This is a genomic window from Acidovorax sp. sif0632 (assembly GCF_019218805.1).
In the GTDB taxonomy this organism is placed as follows: domain Bacteria; phylum Pseudomonadota; class Gammaproteobacteria; order Burkholderiales; family Burkholderiaceae_C; genus Acidovorax; species Acidovorax facilis.
The window spans coordinates 68082-85451 of sequence record NZ_JAHUWW010000007.1 but is presented as its reverse complement, the minus strand read 5'-3'; the positions used below and the strand labels follow the sequence as shown (position 1 = coordinate 85451).

Here is a 17370-nt window from a genome sequence, read left to right as displayed (position 1 = left end):
GGGCGCCATCCGGTCGCTGCGCAGCACCCTCACCAGCCTCCCGCGCAGCAACCGGGACTGGGTCTTTTTCTGAGGTGCGCGCCGCGCGCCCCACTCCATCCCTTCAGGAACCCCACCATGAACACCTCCTCTTCATCCACCGCCCTGCGGGCCACGTCCAGCTTCTACGGCGAGCACCCCGCCATGCGCCTTGTGCGCCTGACCTTGGGCGCCACCGAGCGACTGTGGCCCGCACTGGCCGTGCGCGTGGCTGCGCGCCTGTTTGGCACGCCCTTACCACTGCGCAAACCCGGCCGCCAAGCCGTGCCGCCCGGCCACTGGCGCACAGAGCGCTGGCCGTTTGAAGACGCCGAGATCACGCTTTACCTGCCCCAGGCCCAGCCGCACGGCCCCACGGTGCTCCTGCTGCACGGCTGGGGCGGGCATGCGCGCCAGATGCTGCCGCTGGCCGATGCCCTGGCAGCGCGCGGCCTGCGCCCGGTGCTGGTGGACCTGCCTGCGCACGGTGGCAGCCGGGGCCGCGTGAGCAACCTGCCCCAGTTCGCCCGCGCCATCGAATACGCCACCGCCCGCCTGCACGCGCAGGACTCGGCGCCCCATGCCGTGGTGGCCCATTCGCTGGCTGCCAACGCAGCGGCGCACGCGGCCAGCCGGGGCCTGGCCACCCAGCGGCTGGTGCTGCTGGCACCGCCCGCGTCGCCGCACGAATACACGCGCCTGTTCGCCCAGGTGTTCGGCCTTTCGGAGCGCACGCGTGCCGCCCTGCAGCGGCGCATCGAAGCCCGAGAAGGCATCCTGATGCGCCAGTTCGAGCCCCCAGCTGTGGGCCCACGCATCGCGCTGCCCACGCTGGTGGTGCACGACCGGGGCGACCGCATCAACCGCTTTGCCGACGGCGAGGCCTACCGCGACCACATCCCGGGCGCCACGCTGCTGGCCACTGAGGGGCTGGGGCACCGCAAGATCCTGCAGCAGGCAGAGGTGCTGCAGTCGGTGGTGGACTTCGTGGCGAGCTAGTGTCCCGAATTGGAAATTCGTTTCATAAAGACGTCGAGAATCGCCGCCATGCTGCGTTGCAAATCCTCGCGATAGCACCGGCTATCGCTGTGGTTTGCGCCTTGCCTGACGACGATTTCGACATCCTTATTTCATCAACGAACTTCCAACTCGGGACACTTGGCGCCGGTCAGCCCAGACTGCTGAACGCCTGTGCCAGGTCCGCGCGCAGGTCGCGGGCGTCTTCCAGCCCCACATGCAGGCGGACAAGGCGCCCCTCGTCCGGCAGCGTTGCCAGGTGGCGCTGGTCATAGGGCACGGCGGGCAGCACCAGGCTTTCGTACCCGCCCCAGCTGGTGCCCAGGCTAAAGAGCGCAAGCGCGTCGATGAAAGCCGCAAATGCGGCTTCACTGCAGGGCGCCAGCTCAAAGGTGAACGGACCCGCGGCGCCCGAAAACTGCGCGCGCCAGAGCGCATGGCCCGGGTCGGAGGGGAGCGCGGGGAACAGCACACGCCGGACCTGCGGCTGCTCTTGCAGCCACTGGGCCGTCGCCAGCGCGGTCTGCTGGTGCCGTTCGAGCCGCACCGCCAGGGTGCGCAGGCCGCGCAGCGCCAGCCAGCACACATCGGGCGCCGCGTGGGCGCCGCTGCGGTCGCAAAAGCGCCGGGTGCTGGCCAGGTCTGCGTGCGAACCAGTGATGAGCCCCAGCATGAGGTCGGAGTGCCCGTTGATGTATTTGGTGGCCGAATGGATGGCGATGTGCACACCCAGGGCGTGGGCGTCAAAAAACACCGGAGTGCCCCAGGTGGCATCCACCGCCACCGGGATGTGGCGCTGGCGTGCCGCCGCGCACACGGCGCGCACGTCCAGCATCTCCATGGTCAGCGACGCGGGGGTTTCGATGTAGACCAGGCTGGTGTTGTCCCGCAGGTAGGGCGCGATGTCGGCGCCTTCCGGAAAGTACTCGACGGTGGTGCCCTGCGGCACCAGTTCCTGGTCGCAGAAGATGCGCGTGGGCCCGTACACACCCTGGTTCAGCAGCAGGTGGCGGCCCGGCCCCGCATGGGCACTGAGCACGGCCACGATGGCCGCCAGTCCGCTGGCCGTGGCCAGGCAGGTTTCTGCGCCCGACAACGCGGCCATGCAGCGCTGCAGCTCAAACGTGGTGGAGGTGCCCGAGCGGCCGTAGCGCGGCGAGTCGAACACGGTCTGGTGGTGCGCGTGTTTGTAGGCAGCCAGGGTGTCGAACACGACGGTCGAGGCCCGCACCAGCGGCGGGTTGATGGCCTGGGCGGCGCGGGCCGTCTGACGGCCCGAATGGACAAGGAAGGTGGTGGTGTGCATGGGCTGGGGGCGGGTTTCGGGGAAGGAGTGGGGAGGAGGTGGTTTCATAATAGGACGGCATGTCAGCACCAGAACGCCAACAAACATCGCCAGGGCGCCAAGACGCCGGCCTGTGGGCCACGCTGGCAAAAACGCACGCGGCCGGCACGCTTTTGCCAGCGCACCAGCACCGCAGCGGCCAGCTGGTGTTTGCCACGCGGGGCGTGATGCTGGTGGAGACACCCCACGCGCGCTGGACCGTGCCGCCGCAGCGGGCGCTGTGGGTGCCCCCGCACCACGCCCATGCGATCGAAATCCTCTCCGCCACCGACCTGCGCACGGTGTACTGCCAGCCGGCGCTGGTGGCGCAGTGCGCATCGTTTGCGCGCCGGGACGAGGTGCACGCGGTGGTCGCGTCGCCGCTGATCCAGCAGCTGGTGCTGGGGCTCTTCAACGGCGGGTTCGACCACCCCACGCGGCAGTTGATGGTGTCCCTGCTGCTGCATACGCTGCAGCACACGCCCTGCCTGCCCACCCACCTGCCGATGCCTGCCAGCGAAGGGCTGCGGCGCGCGCTCGCGCTGTTGCTGCAGGCCCACCATTGGCAGCTCTCGCTGCACGAACTCGCGGCCGAGGCCGCGATGTCCGACCGCACCTTCACCCGGCGCTTCACGGCGGAAGCGGGCCTGAGCTTTCGCGCCTGGCGCCAGCGTGCGCGCATCATTGCCTCTCTCGATCTGCTGGCCTCGGGCCGCCCGGTCAAGGGCATCGCACACGCCCTGCAGTTCGAGAGCCCCGCCGCGTACATCGCCTCGTTCCGCACGCTGCTGGGCTGCACACCGAACACCTTCCGCCAGGGGCAGCACGGCGACACGCACCCATAGCCCCCTTACAGGCAGACCCTGCCCTGGGGCGGCACTGGGTGCCGGGAGCCTCCTCTATCATTCGCAGTCCGCAGCCCTGGCGCTGCCCGACACACTCTCCGATCCGCCCCCACATTCTTCCGATGCATCTCCTCATGTCCGCCTGGCCTGCCCTGGCCCTGCTGCTGCCCGCCCTAGTGCTGGTGTCGGCCATCTACTTCCTGGCCAAGGGCGACCGCAGGGCGTTTGCGCAGCTCCTGGCCCTGCTGGCCTGCTGGGTCATCGGTGCGTTGCTGATGGAGTTCTTCATCTTCATGGCGGCACGCATGGCACGTTCGGGCAGCGCGGCCATGCCGGTGCTGGGCACGGGCACACGCCAGCTGCTGGAGACCATGGCCAGCCCGCGCTCCATCGCCGCACCACCGCTGTCGCTGGCCGCCATGGCGGCCTACAGCGTGCTGGCGGCGTACCTGTGGGTGCTGGTCACCTGGGGGCTGCACCTGCGCGGCAAGCCAGCGGGTGGCGCCCGCAAGAAGCCCGCCAAGGGCGCGCGCAAACCGGCACGCTCGTAACGCACCATAATTTTTGATGTTTTAAGGCCCTAGCGCTTATCCCGTATCTTTTTTAGCTATTTAATTTATAGCATTCAGGCACACTGCCTTGATGCAGGGCAAACCGCCGCGCGGAGTGCCCGCCCACAATGGCAAGCCCCACCCCACGGTTGCAGGGTGGATGCCGGGCTGCTTCGCCCGGTCTTCTTGCCATGACCTCCTCCTCACACAGCGACGTTCTCATCGTCGGCGCGGGCCCTGCGGGCCTGTCGCTGGCCATTTCCCTGGCGCAGGCCGGGTTCACCACCACCGTGGTCGAACAGCAGTCTGAGGCCACGTTGGCCCACCCCGCGCCCGATGGCCGCGAGATCGCGCTCACCCACCCCAGCGTGGCCACACTGCAGCGGCTGGGCACCTGGGCCGGCCTGGCGCCACACGAGGTGGGCACCATCCGCGAAGCGCAGGTGCACGACGGCCCGCTGGGCCAGCGCAGCGCCCTGCAGCTGGGCACCCAAGGTACGGGGCTGGAGGCTCTGGGCTTCATCGTGCCCAACCACGCACTGCGCCGCACGGCCTATGCCGTAGCGGCACGCACACCGGGTGTCCGCATCGTGACCGGCGCCCAGGTGGTGCGCGTGGCCACGCAAGCCGCCCATGCCGAGCTGGAGTACCTGCCGCAGCCTTCCGCCGATGGCGCTGCGGCACCGCCACAGCGCCTGCAGGCCCCGCTGCTGGTGGCGGCGGACAGTCGCTTCTCGGCCACGCGGCGGCAGCTGGGCATTGGCGCACGCATGACGGACTTTGGCCGCACCGTGATCGTCTGCCGCATGCGCCATGCCCAACCCCATGGCGGCGTGGCGCACGAGTGTTTTGGCTATGAACGCACGCTGGCGGTGCTGCCCTTGCCCAATGACCCCCAAGAGGGGCATGCGCTGTGCTCGGTGGTGGTCACGGCGGGCACTGCCGACGCAGGTGCGCTGATGGCCCAGAGCCCGCAGGCATTCGCCGCTACGGTGCAGGCCCAGCTGGGCGACCGCCTGGGGCCTTTGCAGCTGGAGGGCGAACGCCACGCCTACCCGCTGGTGGCCGTGTATGCACAGCGTTTTGCAGACCACCGCTGCGCGCTGCTGGGCGACGCCGCCGTGGGCATGCACCCCGTGACGGCGCATGGCTACAACCTGGGTCTGGCCGGTGTGGAACGCCTGACAGCCGCCGTGGTGGCGGCCCGCAGCCAGGGCCACGACATCGGCAATGGCGAAGCCCTGGCCACCTATGCGCGGGCGCACCATCGCCACGCATGGCCGATGTACGAGGGCACCAATGCCATCGTGCGGCTGTATACCGACACGCGCCCCGTGCCGCGCCTGCTGCGGCAGCTGGTGCTGCAGGGCGCGCGGCGGCTGCCGCCGCTGCAGGCCGCCATCGTGGGGCAGCTGACGGGCAAGGCGCCGGTGTGGGCGCAGCTGGCGCGCTCCTAGGAGAGTGCTGCCAAGCAGCCACCGGCGAGCAGCTTTACGCGCCGTCCACGCCGAGGGTCGCCATGCCATACAGCGGCGCCCCCAGCCACGGCCACCACAGGGTCTCCAGCACCACACCCGGCCAGCCATAACACTCCGACACGCTCTGCTGGCGCAGCAGCGCCAGGCGCGGGTGTGCGGCGGCCAGCTCGTCCATGCTGCCCACGCCCCAGTGGAACTCCGCCCCCGTGGGTCCCACGCTGGCGTGCTGCGCCGCGCGGCCCACGGCACGGTGCGTCATGACATCAATCACCAGGCGCGAGCCTTCCGGCGCGCACTGCGCAAACTCGCGCAGCACGGCCTGCACCTGCGCGGGCTGCAGGTACATGAGCACCCCTTCGCAGACGATGAACACCGGCTGCACGCCCGCGCCATCGCCCTCCCCTTCCTCCTTTGGCAGCCCCAGCCGCTGCCACCAGCCAGGCTGCGTGATGTCCACCGTGGCATGGCGCGTGCGCGGGCAGCGCACCGGCAGCAGCTCGCGGCGCAGGTCCATGACCTCGGGCAGATCAGCATCGAGCCACTGGTTGGCGCCCGTATCGAGCCACTGGAAGTGGTGCGACAGGCCACAGCCCAGGCTCACGCCTCCAGCCTTCGGGTGCGCAAGGAAGAAACTGCGGCCCGCGTCCTTGATGGCGCGCGTGCGCCACAGTACGTTGAGCACCGTGGGCAAGTCGTCCAGGCACGGTTCCACATCGGCACCCAGGCGCTCCACGAGGCTGGTGGCCACCACGTCGTTGCAGGCCAGCCAAGGAAAGTAACGGCTCCCCCGCGCGCGCGCTGCCAGCGGGATCAGCAGGGTGCTGGGCACGGCCCGCAGGTGTGCGCGCTGCAGCAGGCAGGGGGTAGCGGCGTCGGAGGCGGCGGCGCCATCCCCCGCGTTCTCAGGGTTGCGCTGCGCCGGGGCGGCGGCGGTGCGGGCACGGCGTCGGGTTGGGGGCGGATGCGGCTGCAAGGTCCTCTCCTCCTGTGGCCACCGGGTGCCACGGCTGGTTGGTTGTTTGCGACGGGGCCCACCAGAACACAGGCCTGCGCCATTGTGAACGGGTTGGAGTGTGGTGCGGGGGATGGGCTGGGTGCGTGAAGGGACACCATCACGCCCTCCATCCGGCGCTGCCGCTGTGTCAACGCTCCATGATCCGCGCAAACGCAAGTGGCCGCCAGAGCCTGTGTGGGGTGTTCTTGATGGATCGCAAGGGCGTGGCTACACTGCGGCCCTTCACCATCTGGGTACCGCTTCATCGTACTGCCCGTGTCACTCGGTACAAGTGACAAACGGGCATGTTCGGCCAAGGTGCCCCATGAATCCAAACCTATCGGCCTGGCTGCTCGTCGCAGCCAGCGTCATTGCAGAAGTTGCCGGAACCGTCGCGCTCAAGTACTCCGATGGCTTCTCCAGACTCCTCCCGTCCGGTATGGCAGCTGCGTGCTACGCACTCGCCATCTGGCTCATGGCCGTGGCCATGCGCCAGCTCGACATGGGCCTCACCTATGCAGTCTGGGCGGCCAGCGGCACGGCGGCCGCAGCCGTGGTGGGGATGGCGCTGTTTGGCGAGCCAGTGGGTGTCATCAAAGTAGTGGGTCTGGTGTGCGTGGTGGGAGGCGTTGTCATGCTCCACCTCGGAAGCCCTCAGTGATGGCTTCTGGTGTTGATCAAGGCCCACACCAACTCCACCCCGGCCGTCAGCAGATCGCCCGTGAATGAGCTGTCGCTCGCATCACTGGCGCTGGTGAACGCGCGCTTTTGCCGCTCGCGTTCGGCGCGGCTGCGGTCGCGCTCCAGGGCCACCAGGGCGTCGCCGATGTCCACCGAGGGGGTGGCGTGGGTGGTGCGCTCGCTGCTGGCCTTGGCGTAGCCCTCCATGGCGCGCACCACGGCGTCGGGGTCGATGAGGGAGAACGCGGCGCGGCAGTAGGGGCAGGCGTGGTCCTTGCGGATGTCCACGGGGGCGCCGCAGCTGGTGCAATAGATGGCGCCCACGCGTTTGGCCAGGTCGTCGATCTCGGGGCGCGTCATGTGGCGCACAAAGCCCTTTTCGACCATGAAGGACGAGAAGGTGCTGAAGCGGCCATGCAGGCGGGCGCAGCGGTAGATCATGTAGCGGCCGCTGCGCACCACGTCGAAGCCTTTGGCCAGGCTGGTGTTGCAGCGCGGGCAGGCCATGCGTTCTGCCAGGGGCTGGTGCTGGTCGGTGCGGTGTTCGTGCAGCAGGCGGAACAGCTCGACCACCGACTGGGGCGCGAGCTTGAGGTTTTCGTGCCTGTCAAACCACAGGCCCTGGCAGGCAAAACAGATGTCCAGTTCCAGCGAGTGCCCCTGGTTGCTGGTGAACCGGTGGGCCTGCATGGGCTGGCGGCAGTTGGGGCAGGACGGCTGAGAGTGCATGGCGGCGGTGCCCACAAGGGGCAGAGCGGGGTAGGCCCAAATGCTAACCCGGGGCACGGCGGGCGTCCGGCGAAAGAGTTGCAGCTTCGCGGCATTGCCTCACCCATCCACTAGCATTCGCGCCTCAACAACAAGGAACCGACAAGATGGGATTCATGAACTGGCGCACAAAAAGCGCTGAGGTGCTGCAACAAGGTGGGGTGATTGGGCCCGATGAGCGGCTGCCCTGGCCGCAGACGGCGGTGATGGGGGTGCAGCACGTGATTGCGATGTTTGGGGCCACGGTGCTGGCGCCCATCCTGATGGGCTTTGACCCGAACGTGGCGATCTTGATGAGCGGCGTGGGCACGCTGATCTTCTTCCTGGTCACGGGCGGCAAGGTGCCCAGCTACCTGGGGTCGAGCTTTGCGTTCATTGGCGTGGTGATTGCGGCCACGGGCTACGCGGGCAAAGGTGCCAACGCCAACATTGCCGTGGCGCTGGGCGGCATCATTGCGTGTGGCCTGGTCTACACGCTCATCGGCGCGCTGGTGCAGGCCATTGGCACGGGCTGGATCGAGCGCTTCATGCCGCCCGTGGTCACGGGCTCGGTGGTGGCGGTGATCGGGCTGAACCTCGCGGGCATTCCCATCAAGAACATGGCGGCCAGCAACTTTGACAGCTGGATGCAGGTGGTGACCTTTGTGAGCGTGGGCCTGGTGGCCGTGCTCACGCGCGGCATGGTGCAGCGCCTGCTGATTCTGGTGGGCTTGATCGTGGCGAGCATCATCTACGCGGTGCTAACCAACGGCCTGGGGCTGGGCAAGCCCATGGACCTGTCCGCACTGGCCAACGCCGCATGGTTTGGTTTGCCCAACTTTGCTGCGCCGGTGTTCGAAGCCAATGCCATGCTGCTGATTGCGCCCGTGGCCATCATCCTGGTGGCCGAGAACCTGGGCCACATCAAGGCCGTGACGGCCATGACGGGCCAGGACCTGGACCGCTACATGGGCCGCGCGTTCATTGGCGACGGCGTAGCCACCATGGTGAGCGGCGCTGCAGGCGGCACAGGCGTGACCACCTACGCCGAAAACATTGGTGTGATGGCCGCCACCAAGATCTATTCCACCGCCGTGTTCTTGCTGGCGGGCGTGTTTGCGCTGGTGCTGGGCTTTTCCCCCAAGTTCGGCGCGCTGATCCAGACCATTCCGCTGCCGGTGATGGGCGGCGTGTCCATCGTGGTGTTTGGCCTGATCGCGGTGGCGGGCGCCAAGATCTGGGTGGACAACAAGGTGGACTTTTCGCAGAACAAGAACCTCATCGTGGCGGCCATCACCCTCATCCTGGGCACGGGCGACTTCACGCTCAAGTTCGGCCAGTTTGCGCTGGGCGGCATCGGCACCGCCACGTTCGGGGCGATCCTGCTGTACGCGCTGCTCAACCGCAAAGCGGCGTAATCTGCGGGTATGGGGACGTCGGACCGCATTTGTAAGGGTTAACCCTTAATTTGTAAGGAACGAAGGCTAGCATCTTGGGTTTTGTCCACAGGGCCATCCGCTCACCGGGCGGGTGGCCTTTTTCTTTTTGCGGAGTTTGTTCATGTCCCTGGCCGATCGGGTGCTGTACCCCGACTTTCTCTCCCGCACCATGTCCGCCGATGAAGCGGCCGCCCTGATCCCTGCCGGCGCCCATGTGGGCATGAGCGGATTCACCGGCGCGGGCTACCCCAAGGCTGTGCCGGGCGCGCTGGCCCGCCGCATCGAAAGCCTGAACGCGCAGGGCCATGGCTTCAAGATCGGTCTGTGGACGGGGGCCAGCACCGCGCCTGAGCTGGACGGCGCGCTGGCCCAGGTGGACGGCATCGAGATGCGCCTGCCCTACCAGTCCGACCCGACGGTGCGCCGCCAGATCAATGCGGGGCAAATGCAGTATGTGGACATCCACCTGTCGCACGTGGCGCAGTTTGTGTGGTTCGGTTTTCTGGGCAAGCTGGATGTGGCCGTGGTCGAGGTGGCGGGCGTGTTGCCCGACGGGCGGCTGATCCCCTCGTCTTCGGTGGGCAACAACAAGACCTGGCTGGACCAGGCCGACAAAATCATCCTGGAGGTGAACGCATGGCACCACCCGGGGCTCGAAGGCATGCACGACATCTACTACGGCACCGATGTGCCGCCGCACCGCAAGCCGATCCCGATGACACGGCCCGACGAGCGCATCGGCGAGCCCTATCTGCGCTGCGACCCGAGCAAGGTGATCGCCGTGGTGATGACCAACCAGCCCGACCGCAACAGTGTGTATGCCGCGCCGGACGACACCTCCAACCGCATCGCAGGCCACATCATCGAGTTCCTGCAGCACGAGGTGAAGAAGGGCCGCCTGCCCAAAGACCTGCTGCCGCTGCAGTCGGGCGTGGGCAACATCGCCAACGCGGTGCTGGCGGGGCTGAATAACGGCCCGTTCGAGAACCTCACGGCCTACACCGAGGTGCTGCAGGACGGCATGCTGGACATGCTGCGCTCGGGCACGCTGGCCAGCGCATCGGCCACGGCGCTGTCGCTGAGCCCTGCGGCCATGCAGGACTTCAACGAGCGCATCGACTATTACAAGCAGCGCATCGTGCTGCGCCCGCAGGAGATCAGCAACCACCCCGAGCTGATCCGCCGCATGGGCCTGATTGCGATGAACGGCATGATCGAGGCCGACATCTACGGCAACGTGAACTCGACCCACATCATGGGCTCCGCCATCATGAACGGCATCGGCGGCTCGGGCGACTTTGCGCGCAATGCCTACCTGTCGATCTTCATGACGCCGTCGCTGGCCAAGAACGGCAGCATCTCCTGCATCGTGCCCATGGCCTCGCATGTGGACCACACCGAGCACGATGTGCAGATCCTTGTGACCGAGCAGGGTTTGGCCGACCTGCGTGGGCACTCGCCCTCGCAACGGGCGCAGATCATCATCGACCGCTGCGCGCACCCCGACTTCCGCCCTGCGCTGCACGACTACGTGGCCCGCGCCAAGCGGGGCGCCGTGGGCCAGCACACACCGCACCTGCTGAACGAGGCGCTGTCGTGGCACCAGCGGTATGTGGAGACGGGCAGCATGCGCGCGCCAGCGGGCCCTGGCAGCACGGTGTAAAGAGGACACCCCCAGGCCTGCCAGGCCTTTGACAGCCAATTGCCAGCCTGGGCAGATAAAATCAGGGTTAACCCTAGGTCTATCGACCTCCCCCAGTCCACCCTCCACCAGCCCCTATCCGGGGCTGGTGGCTTTTTTGCCTGTGAGTTTTTTTGACCATGCAACGCCGTCAGTTCACCCAATCCCTTGTGGCCGCAAGCACCGGCCTGCTGCTTGCCACCTCTTCGCGCGCCGTGGGCGTGCAGGACCCCATGGACGCCAAGAGCGTGACCATTGGCTGCTCGCTGGGCACCACCGGCGCACTGGCCAGCCTGGGCAAGGAATTGAAGCAAGGGCTGGACGCAGGCATTGCGCAGGCCAACGCCAAGGGCATCCACGGCCGCGAGATCAAGCTGCTGGCACTGGACGACGGCTACGACGCCGCGCGCTCCGAAGACAACGTGCGCAAGCTGATTGCCGACGCCAGCGTGGTCTCGCTGATCTCCTGCATGGGCACGGCCAACAACCAGCGCATCCTGCCGCTGGTGGACGAGGCGCAGATCCCCTATGTGGCCCCACAGAGCGGTGCCACGTCGCTGCGCAAGGCCGAGTACCGCTCGGTGTTCCACGTGCGCGCCAGCTACGCCGACGAAGCCCAGCGCCTGACGCAAAAGCTGGTGTCCATGGGCATGAACGACCTGGCCATCGTGTACCAAGACACGGCGTTTGGCCGCGAGTTTCTGGCGGACGTGAACAAGGCCATGGCAGCCGCCAAGCAACCAGCACCCAAGGCTTTCAAGCTGGATGCACAGGGCGCGCAGGTGCCCGATGTGGTGGGCAAGGCCGTGGCCGCCAAGGCCGCCGCTGTGCTTCTCGGAACCGCAGGTGACGTTACCGCCACACTGGTCAACGAGTTCAAGAAGGTGTCGTCCAGCACGCCGCTGGCCGCCACCAGCGTGGCGCTGTCGGGCGACAACCTGCGCCAGCTGGGCGGCAAGGCCTCGGGAATTGCGCTGTCGATGGTGCTGCCCGACGCGGCCCGCACGAGCGTGGCCGTGGTGCGCGACTACCAGAAGGCCATGCGCGCGCTGGGCTACCAGGAGTTTTCGGCCCGCAGCTTTGAAGGCTATGTGAATGCCCGCGTGCTCACCGAAGGCCTGGAACGCGCCGGACGTGAGCTCACCCGCGCCAAATTGCGCAGCGCACTGGCCGGTATCCGCAGCAGCGACCTGGGCGGCCTGTCCATCGACTACGCCGGCGGCGCGCCGTATGTGGGCTCGCGCTTTCTGGACCTGGGGGTGATGGGCGCCAACGGCAAGTTTGTGGGCTGAGGATTGATCGTCCGAACCATGCCGTGTCAGCTGTGCTAGGCGTCTGTGACGCCCTTTCCTTGGACCGACTATAGAGGGTTGTTGTCTGGCAATTGCTTCTGCATGCACAGCATCTATCCGCTGCGCATACTGCACAATGCCCCGGCCGAAGAGAGGGAGAAACTTCGGCTCCACACAAGCCTCTGTGGTGTGTCACCGCCGAGGCCACGACCATCTTCAGTGATCGATTGCATGAAAAATCTCGCATTGTTGACCTTGCCTCGGATGATTGGGGCCGCCCTGGTGGCGTGCAGCTTTCAGGCGTATGCGCAGACTCCCATTGACGTAAAAATCCTAGGCGTGACTTTTATCGAGGCCCCTCCTGGCAGAGATAAAAATCTGGTTCCGTTTGCTGCCACCGGCGACATGGAAAAGGTGGAGGTCAACGCTATTGCCACCACGCGCTCCGGTCTTTTCACCCAGTGGACGAACTCGTTCTTTGACAAAGGCGACGTGCGAGTGACGGCGGTGTTCCCCGACAAAACCACCCAGAGCCTGGGTCAGGCGGACATCGCCAGCTTTCCGAAATTTTCAACCGACGCTCGCTCACGCAGCTTCGCACTGACCCTCAACCGGCTGCCCGACAAGGCGGTGACCGGACTGATCTTCGAAGGGACGGTCCCCCTCAGCGTGGCCAAGCGGACCACAAAAGCGGCCCAGGCTTTCGACCCGGAACGCCCAGGCCCCATCAAGCTGGGCGGGGCAGACATCAAGCAGTTCAAGGTAGATGGAAAGAGCGTCCAGTTCCAGGGCAATGACACGCTGTTGCGCATCAAGACGCTGTCCTTCAAGCTCTCCTCCGGCCAAGTGGTGCAAGCCGAGCGCGGCGCATGGGCGCGTATGAACAACGAACACCAGCAAACGTGGAATATCGACACAGCCTTTACCCGCGGCGAACTGCAGGCCGAGCTGTACGAAGACATGGAGACCGTGCGCCAACCCGTGCGTTTTGTCATCGGCCGCCCCTGGTAAAGCCGCTTGCGTAGTGAGCGCACTGACAGAGGGCATACAGCAAAGCTGAGAGCGTACGCAGGAAGCTCCACCTGCTCACCGCGGGCCATAGGCACAATCGCGGCTCGTACTGACCCGGCTCTGACGCCCGTTGAACACCATGCCCATCTGGAAAAAACCCATCGACCTGGCCCTGCTGGAGGCCGCCAACCGCAACACCGCCGTAGAGCACCTGGGCATTGAATTTGTCGAGGTGGGTGACGATTTTCTGCGTGCACGGGTGCCCGTGGACCACCGCACCGTGCAACCCTTTCGCCTGCTGCACGGCGGGGTCAGCGTGGTGCTGGCCGAGTCGCTGGGCTCCACCGGCGCCTACTACACCCTGCCCGACGGTTACCGCGCCGTGGGCCTGGACATCAACGCCAACCACCTGCGCTCTGCCACCAGCGGCTGGGTGACCGGGACGGCACGGCCCGTGCACATTGGCCGCACCACGCATGTGTGGCACATCGATATGCACAACGAAGCGGGTGAGCTGACCTGCGTGTCGCGGCTGACGATGGCGATCCTGGCACCGAGATAAGGTACATCCCCCTGAGGCACTGCGTGCCTTCCCCCTTCTCTCGAATCGCAGGCGCGATTCGGGAAGGGGGACGCAGCCCTCGCTGCGGGGCGGCCCTTGCTCGGCTGCCCTGGTCTGGTGCGCGCCAGTTGCAAAAGGCAGTGAAAATTTGAGGAAAATTGGCCGCTACCGCACAACCATCAAGCGCAAGCAGCTATCTATTCAGTAGCATTCTGCTGCGCCAGACGCTCGCTTTTCCAGTACACGTCATCGCCACCGTCCATGCGGTTGAGCACGCGGGCGAGCACGAACATCAGGTCGGACAGGCGGTTGAGGTACTGCCGGGGTGCGTCGTTGATGGCCTCTTCGTTGCCCAGCGCCACCACCACACGCTCCGCGCGGCGCGCCACTGTGCGGCAGACATGGGCTTGCGCGGCGGCGCGGGTGCCTGCGGGAAGGATGAACTCCTGCAACCGGGGCAGCGCCGCGTTGTGGTGGGCCAACGCCTCATCGAGCGCCAGCACCGCCTCGGCCTTGAGCAGTTCGTAGCCGGGAATCGACAACTCGCCCCCTAGGTTGAACAGCTGGTGCTGCACCTCGACAAGCAGCTCGCGCACATCGGCGGGAACGCGCTCGCAAAGCAGCAGGCCGATGTGGGAGTTGAGTTCGTCCACGTCGCCCAGAGCATGGATGCGCAGGCTGTTTTTGGAAACGCGTTGGTTGTTGCCCAGTCCGGTGGTACCGGCGTCGCCGGTGCGCGTGGCGATCTGTGTGAGTCGGTTGCCCATGGGGTGCCTCGGTAAGGTGGAGCGCAGGTGGCAGGGGCGCCGCATGCGGTGGAAGAATTCGCAGATTCTCCGCCACCCAGGCCCACTGCGGTGGGAGGGGGCCTATCACCCTGCTCTCCGCACAAGAAGCCACATTGCGATATGGCTTCACCGTGCTCCGCGCTGCCCAGACAGACCAACGCCCCTGCCATCACATGCAGGGGCGTTGGTTCGAACCCGTTGGCTACGCACGGCCCGATCAGTGGGTCATGGGGGTGCGGTTGAGCTTGTCAATGTCAGCGGTAGATACGCCCGTGTTCGTGGGCTGCAGGGTGTTCCAGGCGTTCGCATGGTAGGTGTCCCACTCCTTGCGCGACACCATCCCGTCGCCATTGCTGTCCATCAAGCGTGCATTGACACGCGTCTGTGCGGTGGCTGCGGCCTTGCCGCCTGCTGCACTGGGGTTGATTTCGGCCACAGGGGCGGCACGGCCGTCACCCGCGGTGGGGTTGGCGGGTGCTGCGCTGCTCTGGCTGCTGCGCATGTCCACCTTGTTCTGGGCATTGGCAGCCGCAGCGCCGCCCGATGCGGTGGGGTTGACTTCTGCAGGCGGACGCGCGGTGACATTGGCGGGGGCTTGTGCCAAGGCGGCGGTGCACGCCAGTGTGGCCAGGGCGGCGAGGATGGTTTGCTTTTGCATGAAAGGCTCCTTCGATAAAACACCAGAACAAGCGAATTGCTTGGATTCATTGTTTTGGCGCGCACGCCCGTCGCTTGTAGGACGTACACGGGCCTGCCGGTCATCCTGCGCACAAGCGCCGCCGTGGGGCATGCCGCCCCAAGCCTCTCTCTCCGATGCCAGGGCTGCAGCCAACCTGCGAGCTACTTCTGGCTACATCCACCCGCAAAAACTACATGTGCCGGTACTGCCGGGTTACACCACGCTGGGAAATGTTGACCTGGGCAACAGCAGGCAAGAGTGCTGGCCTTCACCACCGTGCTGCGGTGCAATGCAACCCTGTTCAACTTCGAAGGAGCTTAGCTTCCATGAAAGCACTGCAACGACGCACCTATTCGTTCGACACGCGCAGCGTGATGCTTTTCGCCGCCATCTCCCTGGGCGGCGCGGGCGCATTGCAAGCACAGACCACTTCGGCATCGCCCCAGCCCGCCCCAGCCAGTAAAACGGCACCCCAGGCGGACTCCAAATATTCGTATGGCCCCGGCACCGGCAACCCGTCCAGGGCGGCCACCACGGCATTCAACCGCGCAGACCTCGACAAGGACGGCCAGCTGACCGAGAAAGAAGCGACCCAGCTGCCGGCCATCAGCCAGCGCTTCAAGGAACTGGACAAGGACCAGAGCGGCGCACTGTCACCCTCAGAATTCGAAAAGGGCCTTCTGTCCTGATTTTTTGTGAGGCGCCTGGGCCTGGCACGGTACCAGCCTCCGGGTGACCTCTGGGATGTAGCGGGCGATTTGGGCCTGCGGACCCGCCTGCCCTGGAACTCTCCAGACCGCAGGCGGGCTTTGTTTTGGGTCAGTCGTGCAGCGACGACAGGAACTGCTGCAGCTCCGGCGTCTGCGGGTTGCCAAACAGCTCGGCGGGCGCACCTGTTTCATGCACACGGCCCTGGTGCATGAAGATCACGCGGTCACTCACCTTGCGGGCAAACGCCATCTCGTGTGTGACCATCATCAGTGTCATGCCTTCAAGTGCCAGCGATTCCACCACGCGCAGCACCTCGCCCACCAGCTCTGGATCCAGCGCCGAGGTGATCTCGTCGCACAGCAGCACCTGCGGCTCCATGGCCAGCGCGCGCGCAATGGCCACGCGCTGCTGCTGCCCGCCCGAGAGCTGATCGGGCATGGCGTCAAACTTTTCGGCCAGACCCACACGTTCGAGCAGCTTGCGCGCCTGCGCTTCTGCCGTCTTGGCATCACGCGCCTTCACCAGCGTGGGCGCCAGCATGATGTTGCGGCCCACGCTCAGGTGCGGGAACAGGTTGAAGCTCTGGAAGATCATGCCCACCTGCTGGCGCAACTCCCGCATGGCAGCGGGGCTGTCGTGCATGAGTTTCTTGCCGTTGACGCTCAGAGCGCCTTCCTGAAAAACCTCCAGCCCGTTCACGCAGCGCAGCAGCGTGCTCTTGCCCGAGCCGCTTTTTCCGATGATGGCAATCACCTCGCCCTTTTGCACTTTGAGGTCGATGCCTTTGAGCACTTCGTTGGTGCCGTAAGACTTGCGCAGGGCCGTGATGTCCACGATGGGTGGATCGCTCACCACGATGCCATCGTGGGCGGGAGTGGGGGTAGCCGTGGTGGCTTCAGCGGCGGTTGCCATGGAGTTTCCTTTCAAGCGATTGCGCCACCAGGCTTACCGGAAAGCACAAAACAAAATACAGCAGGGCGACACAGGCGTAGACGAGGAAGGGCTGGTAGGTGGCGTTGGAGATCATGCTGCCCGCCTTGGTCAGCTCGACAAAACCAATCACCGAAGCCAGCGCCGTACCCTTGATCACCTGCACCAGAAAACCCACCGTGGGCGGCACCGCAATGCGCAGCGCCTGGGGCAGCACCACATGGCGCAGCTGCTCGCCAAAGTTGAGTGCCAGGCTCTGCGCGGCCTCCCACTGGCCCTTGGGGATAGAGGCCACGCAGCCGCGCCAGATCTCGGTGAGGTAGGCGCTGGTGTAGAGCGTCAGCGCCACGGCCGCGGCCGTCCATGGTGAGGTCTTGATGCCAAAAAGCGCAATGCCGAAATACGCCAGGAACAGCTGCATGAGCAGCGGCGTGCCCTGGAACACCTGCACATAGGAACCGATCAAACGCTCGGTGCCACGCACCTTGGACAAGCGCAGCACCAGCAGCAGCAGGCCTACCAGGCCGCCACCGATGAAGGCGATGAGGGACAGGGATACCGTCCAGCGCGCTGCCAGCAGCAGGTTGCGCAGGATGTCCCACAGAGAGAACTCGACCATGGC

General features: G+C 66.1%; 18 protein-coding genes. 11 read left to right on the top strand and 7 right to left on the bottom strand.

Annotated features, from left to right (window positions below):
* Positions 1-117: 117 nt before the first annotated feature.
* On the top strand, positions 118-1017 hold the full coding sequence (locus tag KW832_RS20240) for an alpha/beta fold hydrolase (RefSeq protein WP_218301351.1): 900 nt from the start codon (positions 118-120) through the stop codon (positions 1015-1017).
* A gap of 169 nt (positions 1018-1186) precedes the next feature.
* Here KW832_RS20240 and metC read toward each other — a convergent pair whose 3' ends face one another.
* Positions 1187-2341, bottom strand: a complete 1155-nt coding sequence (metC, locus tag KW832_RS20235; RefSeq protein ID WP_218301352.1) for a cystathionine beta-lyase — start codon at positions 2339-2341, stop codon at positions 1187-1189.
* A gap of 59 nt (positions 2342-2400) precedes the next feature.
* On the opposite strand from metC, the gene KW832_RS20230 reads away from it, so the two are divergent.
* From KW832_RS20230 to ubiM, 3 genes are all read left to right on the top strand, one after another.
* Positions 2401-3204 (top strand): helix-turn-helix transcriptional regulator, encoded by an 804-nt coding sequence (locus tag KW832_RS20230; RefSeq protein ID WP_218301353.1) that lies wholly within the window; start codon positions 2401-2403, stop codon positions 3202-3204.
* Between the two features lie 122 nt (positions 3205-3326).
* A complete protein-coding gene (locus KW832_RS20225) occupies positions 3327-3755 on the top strand; it encodes a hypothetical protein (protein ID WP_176887775.1) in 429 nt (142 codons plus the stop codon).
* A 191-nt stretch (positions 3756-3946) separates the two neighbouring features.
* The gene (gene ubiM, locus KW832_RS20220) at positions 3947-5212 is read left to right on the top strand and encodes a 5-demethoxyubiquinol-8 5-hydroxylase UbiM (protein ID WP_121421826.1); all 1266 of its coding nucleotides are present in this window, start codon (positions 3947-3949) and stop codon (positions 5210-5212) included.
* 34 nt (positions 5213-5246) lie between these two features.
* Here ubiM and KW832_RS20215 read toward each other — a convergent pair whose 3' ends face one another.
* Positions 5247-6206 carry a class I SAM-dependent methyltransferase gene (locus KW832_RS20215; RefSeq protein WP_238385530.1) on the bottom strand — a complete coding sequence of 320 codons (960 nt, stop codon included), beginning with the start codon at positions 6204-6206 and terminating at the stop codon, positions 5247-5249.
* A 346-nt stretch (positions 6207-6552) separates the two neighbouring features.
* Between KW832_RS20215 and KW832_RS20210 the strand changes: the two genes are divergently transcribed.
* Positions 6553-6888: a multidrug efflux SMR transporter gene (locus KW832_RS20210; protein WP_121421825.1), complete on the top strand. Its 336-nt coding sequence runs from the start codon at positions 6553-6555 to the stop codon at positions 6886-6888.
* On the opposite strand, the gene KW832_RS20205 is transcribed toward KW832_RS20210, so the two are convergent.
* Positions 6882-7637, bottom strand: a complete 756-nt coding sequence (locus tag KW832_RS20205; RefSeq protein WP_121508887.1) for a zf-TFIIB domain-containing protein — start codon at positions 7635-7637, stop codon at positions 6882-6884. The genes KW832_RS20210 and KW832_RS20205 overlap by 7 nt on opposite strands.
* Positions 7638-7783: 146 nt before the next feature.
* On the opposite strand from KW832_RS20205, the gene KW832_RS20200 reads away from it, so the two are divergent.
* The 5 genes from KW832_RS20200 to KW832_RS20180 all read left to right on the top strand — a co-directional run bounded on the left by KW832_RS20200 (position 7784) and on the right by KW832_RS20180 (position 13640).
* A complete protein-coding gene (locus tag KW832_RS20200; RefSeq protein WP_055396189.1) occupies positions 7784-9073 on the top strand; it encodes a solute carrier family 23 protein in 1290 nt (429 codons plus the stop codon).
* 142 nt (positions 9074-9215) lie between these two features.
* Positions 9216-10757, top strand: a complete 1542-nt coding sequence (locus tag KW832_RS20195; protein ID WP_218301354.1) for an acetyl-CoA hydrolase/transferase family protein — start codon at positions 9216-9218, stop codon at positions 10755-10757.
* Positions 10758-10915: 158 nt separating this feature from the next.
* The gene (locus KW832_RS20190) at positions 10916-12067 is read left to right on the top strand and encodes an ABC transporter substrate-binding protein (protein ID WP_218301355.1); all 1152 of its coding nucleotides are present in this window, start codon (positions 10916-10918) and stop codon (positions 12065-12067) included.
* Between the two features lie 102 nt (positions 12068-12169).
* Complete coding sequence (locus KW832_RS20185; protein WP_218301356.1) at positions 12170-13078, top strand: hypothetical protein; 909 nt, start codon at positions 12170-12172, stop codon at positions 13076-13078.
* A 139-nt stretch (positions 13079-13217) separates the two neighbouring features.
* A complete protein-coding gene (locus tag KW832_RS20180; protein ID WP_218301357.1) occupies positions 13218-13640 on the top strand; it encodes a hotdog fold thioesterase in 423 nt (140 codons plus the stop codon).
* Between the two features lie 197 nt (positions 13641-13837).
* Here KW832_RS20180 and KW832_RS20175 read toward each other — a convergent pair whose 3' ends face one another.
* Together KW832_RS20175 and KW832_RS20170 are read right to left on the bottom strand one after the other, a co-directional pair.
* Positions 13838-14407 carry a cob(I)yrinic acid a,c-diamide adenosyltransferase gene (locus KW832_RS20175; RefSeq protein WP_121421821.1) on the bottom strand — a complete coding sequence of 190 codons (570 nt, stop codon included), beginning with the start codon at positions 14405-14407 and terminating at the stop codon, positions 13838-13840.
* A gap of 238 nt (positions 14408-14645) precedes the next feature.
* A complete protein-coding gene (locus KW832_RS20170; protein ID WP_121421820.1) occupies positions 14646-15086 on the bottom strand; it encodes a hypothetical protein in 441 nt (146 codons plus the stop codon).
* A gap of 347 nt (positions 15087-15433) precedes the next feature.
* Here KW832_RS20170 and KW832_RS20165 point away from each other — a divergent pair, with 347 nt between their 5' ends.
* The gene (locus KW832_RS20165; protein ID WP_055396178.1) at positions 15434-15796 is read left to right on the top strand and encodes a calcium-binding protein; all 363 of its coding nucleotides are present in this window, start codon (positions 15434-15436) and stop codon (positions 15794-15796) included.
* Positions 15797-15926: 130 nt separating this feature from the next.
* On the opposite strand, the gene KW832_RS20160 is transcribed toward KW832_RS20165, so the two are convergent.
* Both KW832_RS20160 and KW832_RS20155 read right to left on the bottom strand, forming a co-directional pair.
* The gene (locus KW832_RS20160) at positions 15927-16730 is read right to left on the bottom strand and encodes an amino acid ABC transporter ATP-binding protein (RefSeq protein ID WP_255577867.1); all 804 of its coding nucleotides are present in this window, start codon (positions 16728-16730) and stop codon (positions 15927-15929) included.
* On the bottom strand, positions 16714-17367 hold the full coding sequence (locus tag KW832_RS20155; protein WP_218301358.1) for an amino acid ABC transporter permease: 654 nt from the start codon (positions 17365-17367) through the stop codon (positions 16714-16716). Before KW832_RS20155 ends, KW832_RS20160 begins: the two co-directional genes overlap by 17 nt.
* Positions 17368-17370 lie beyond the last annotated feature (3 nt).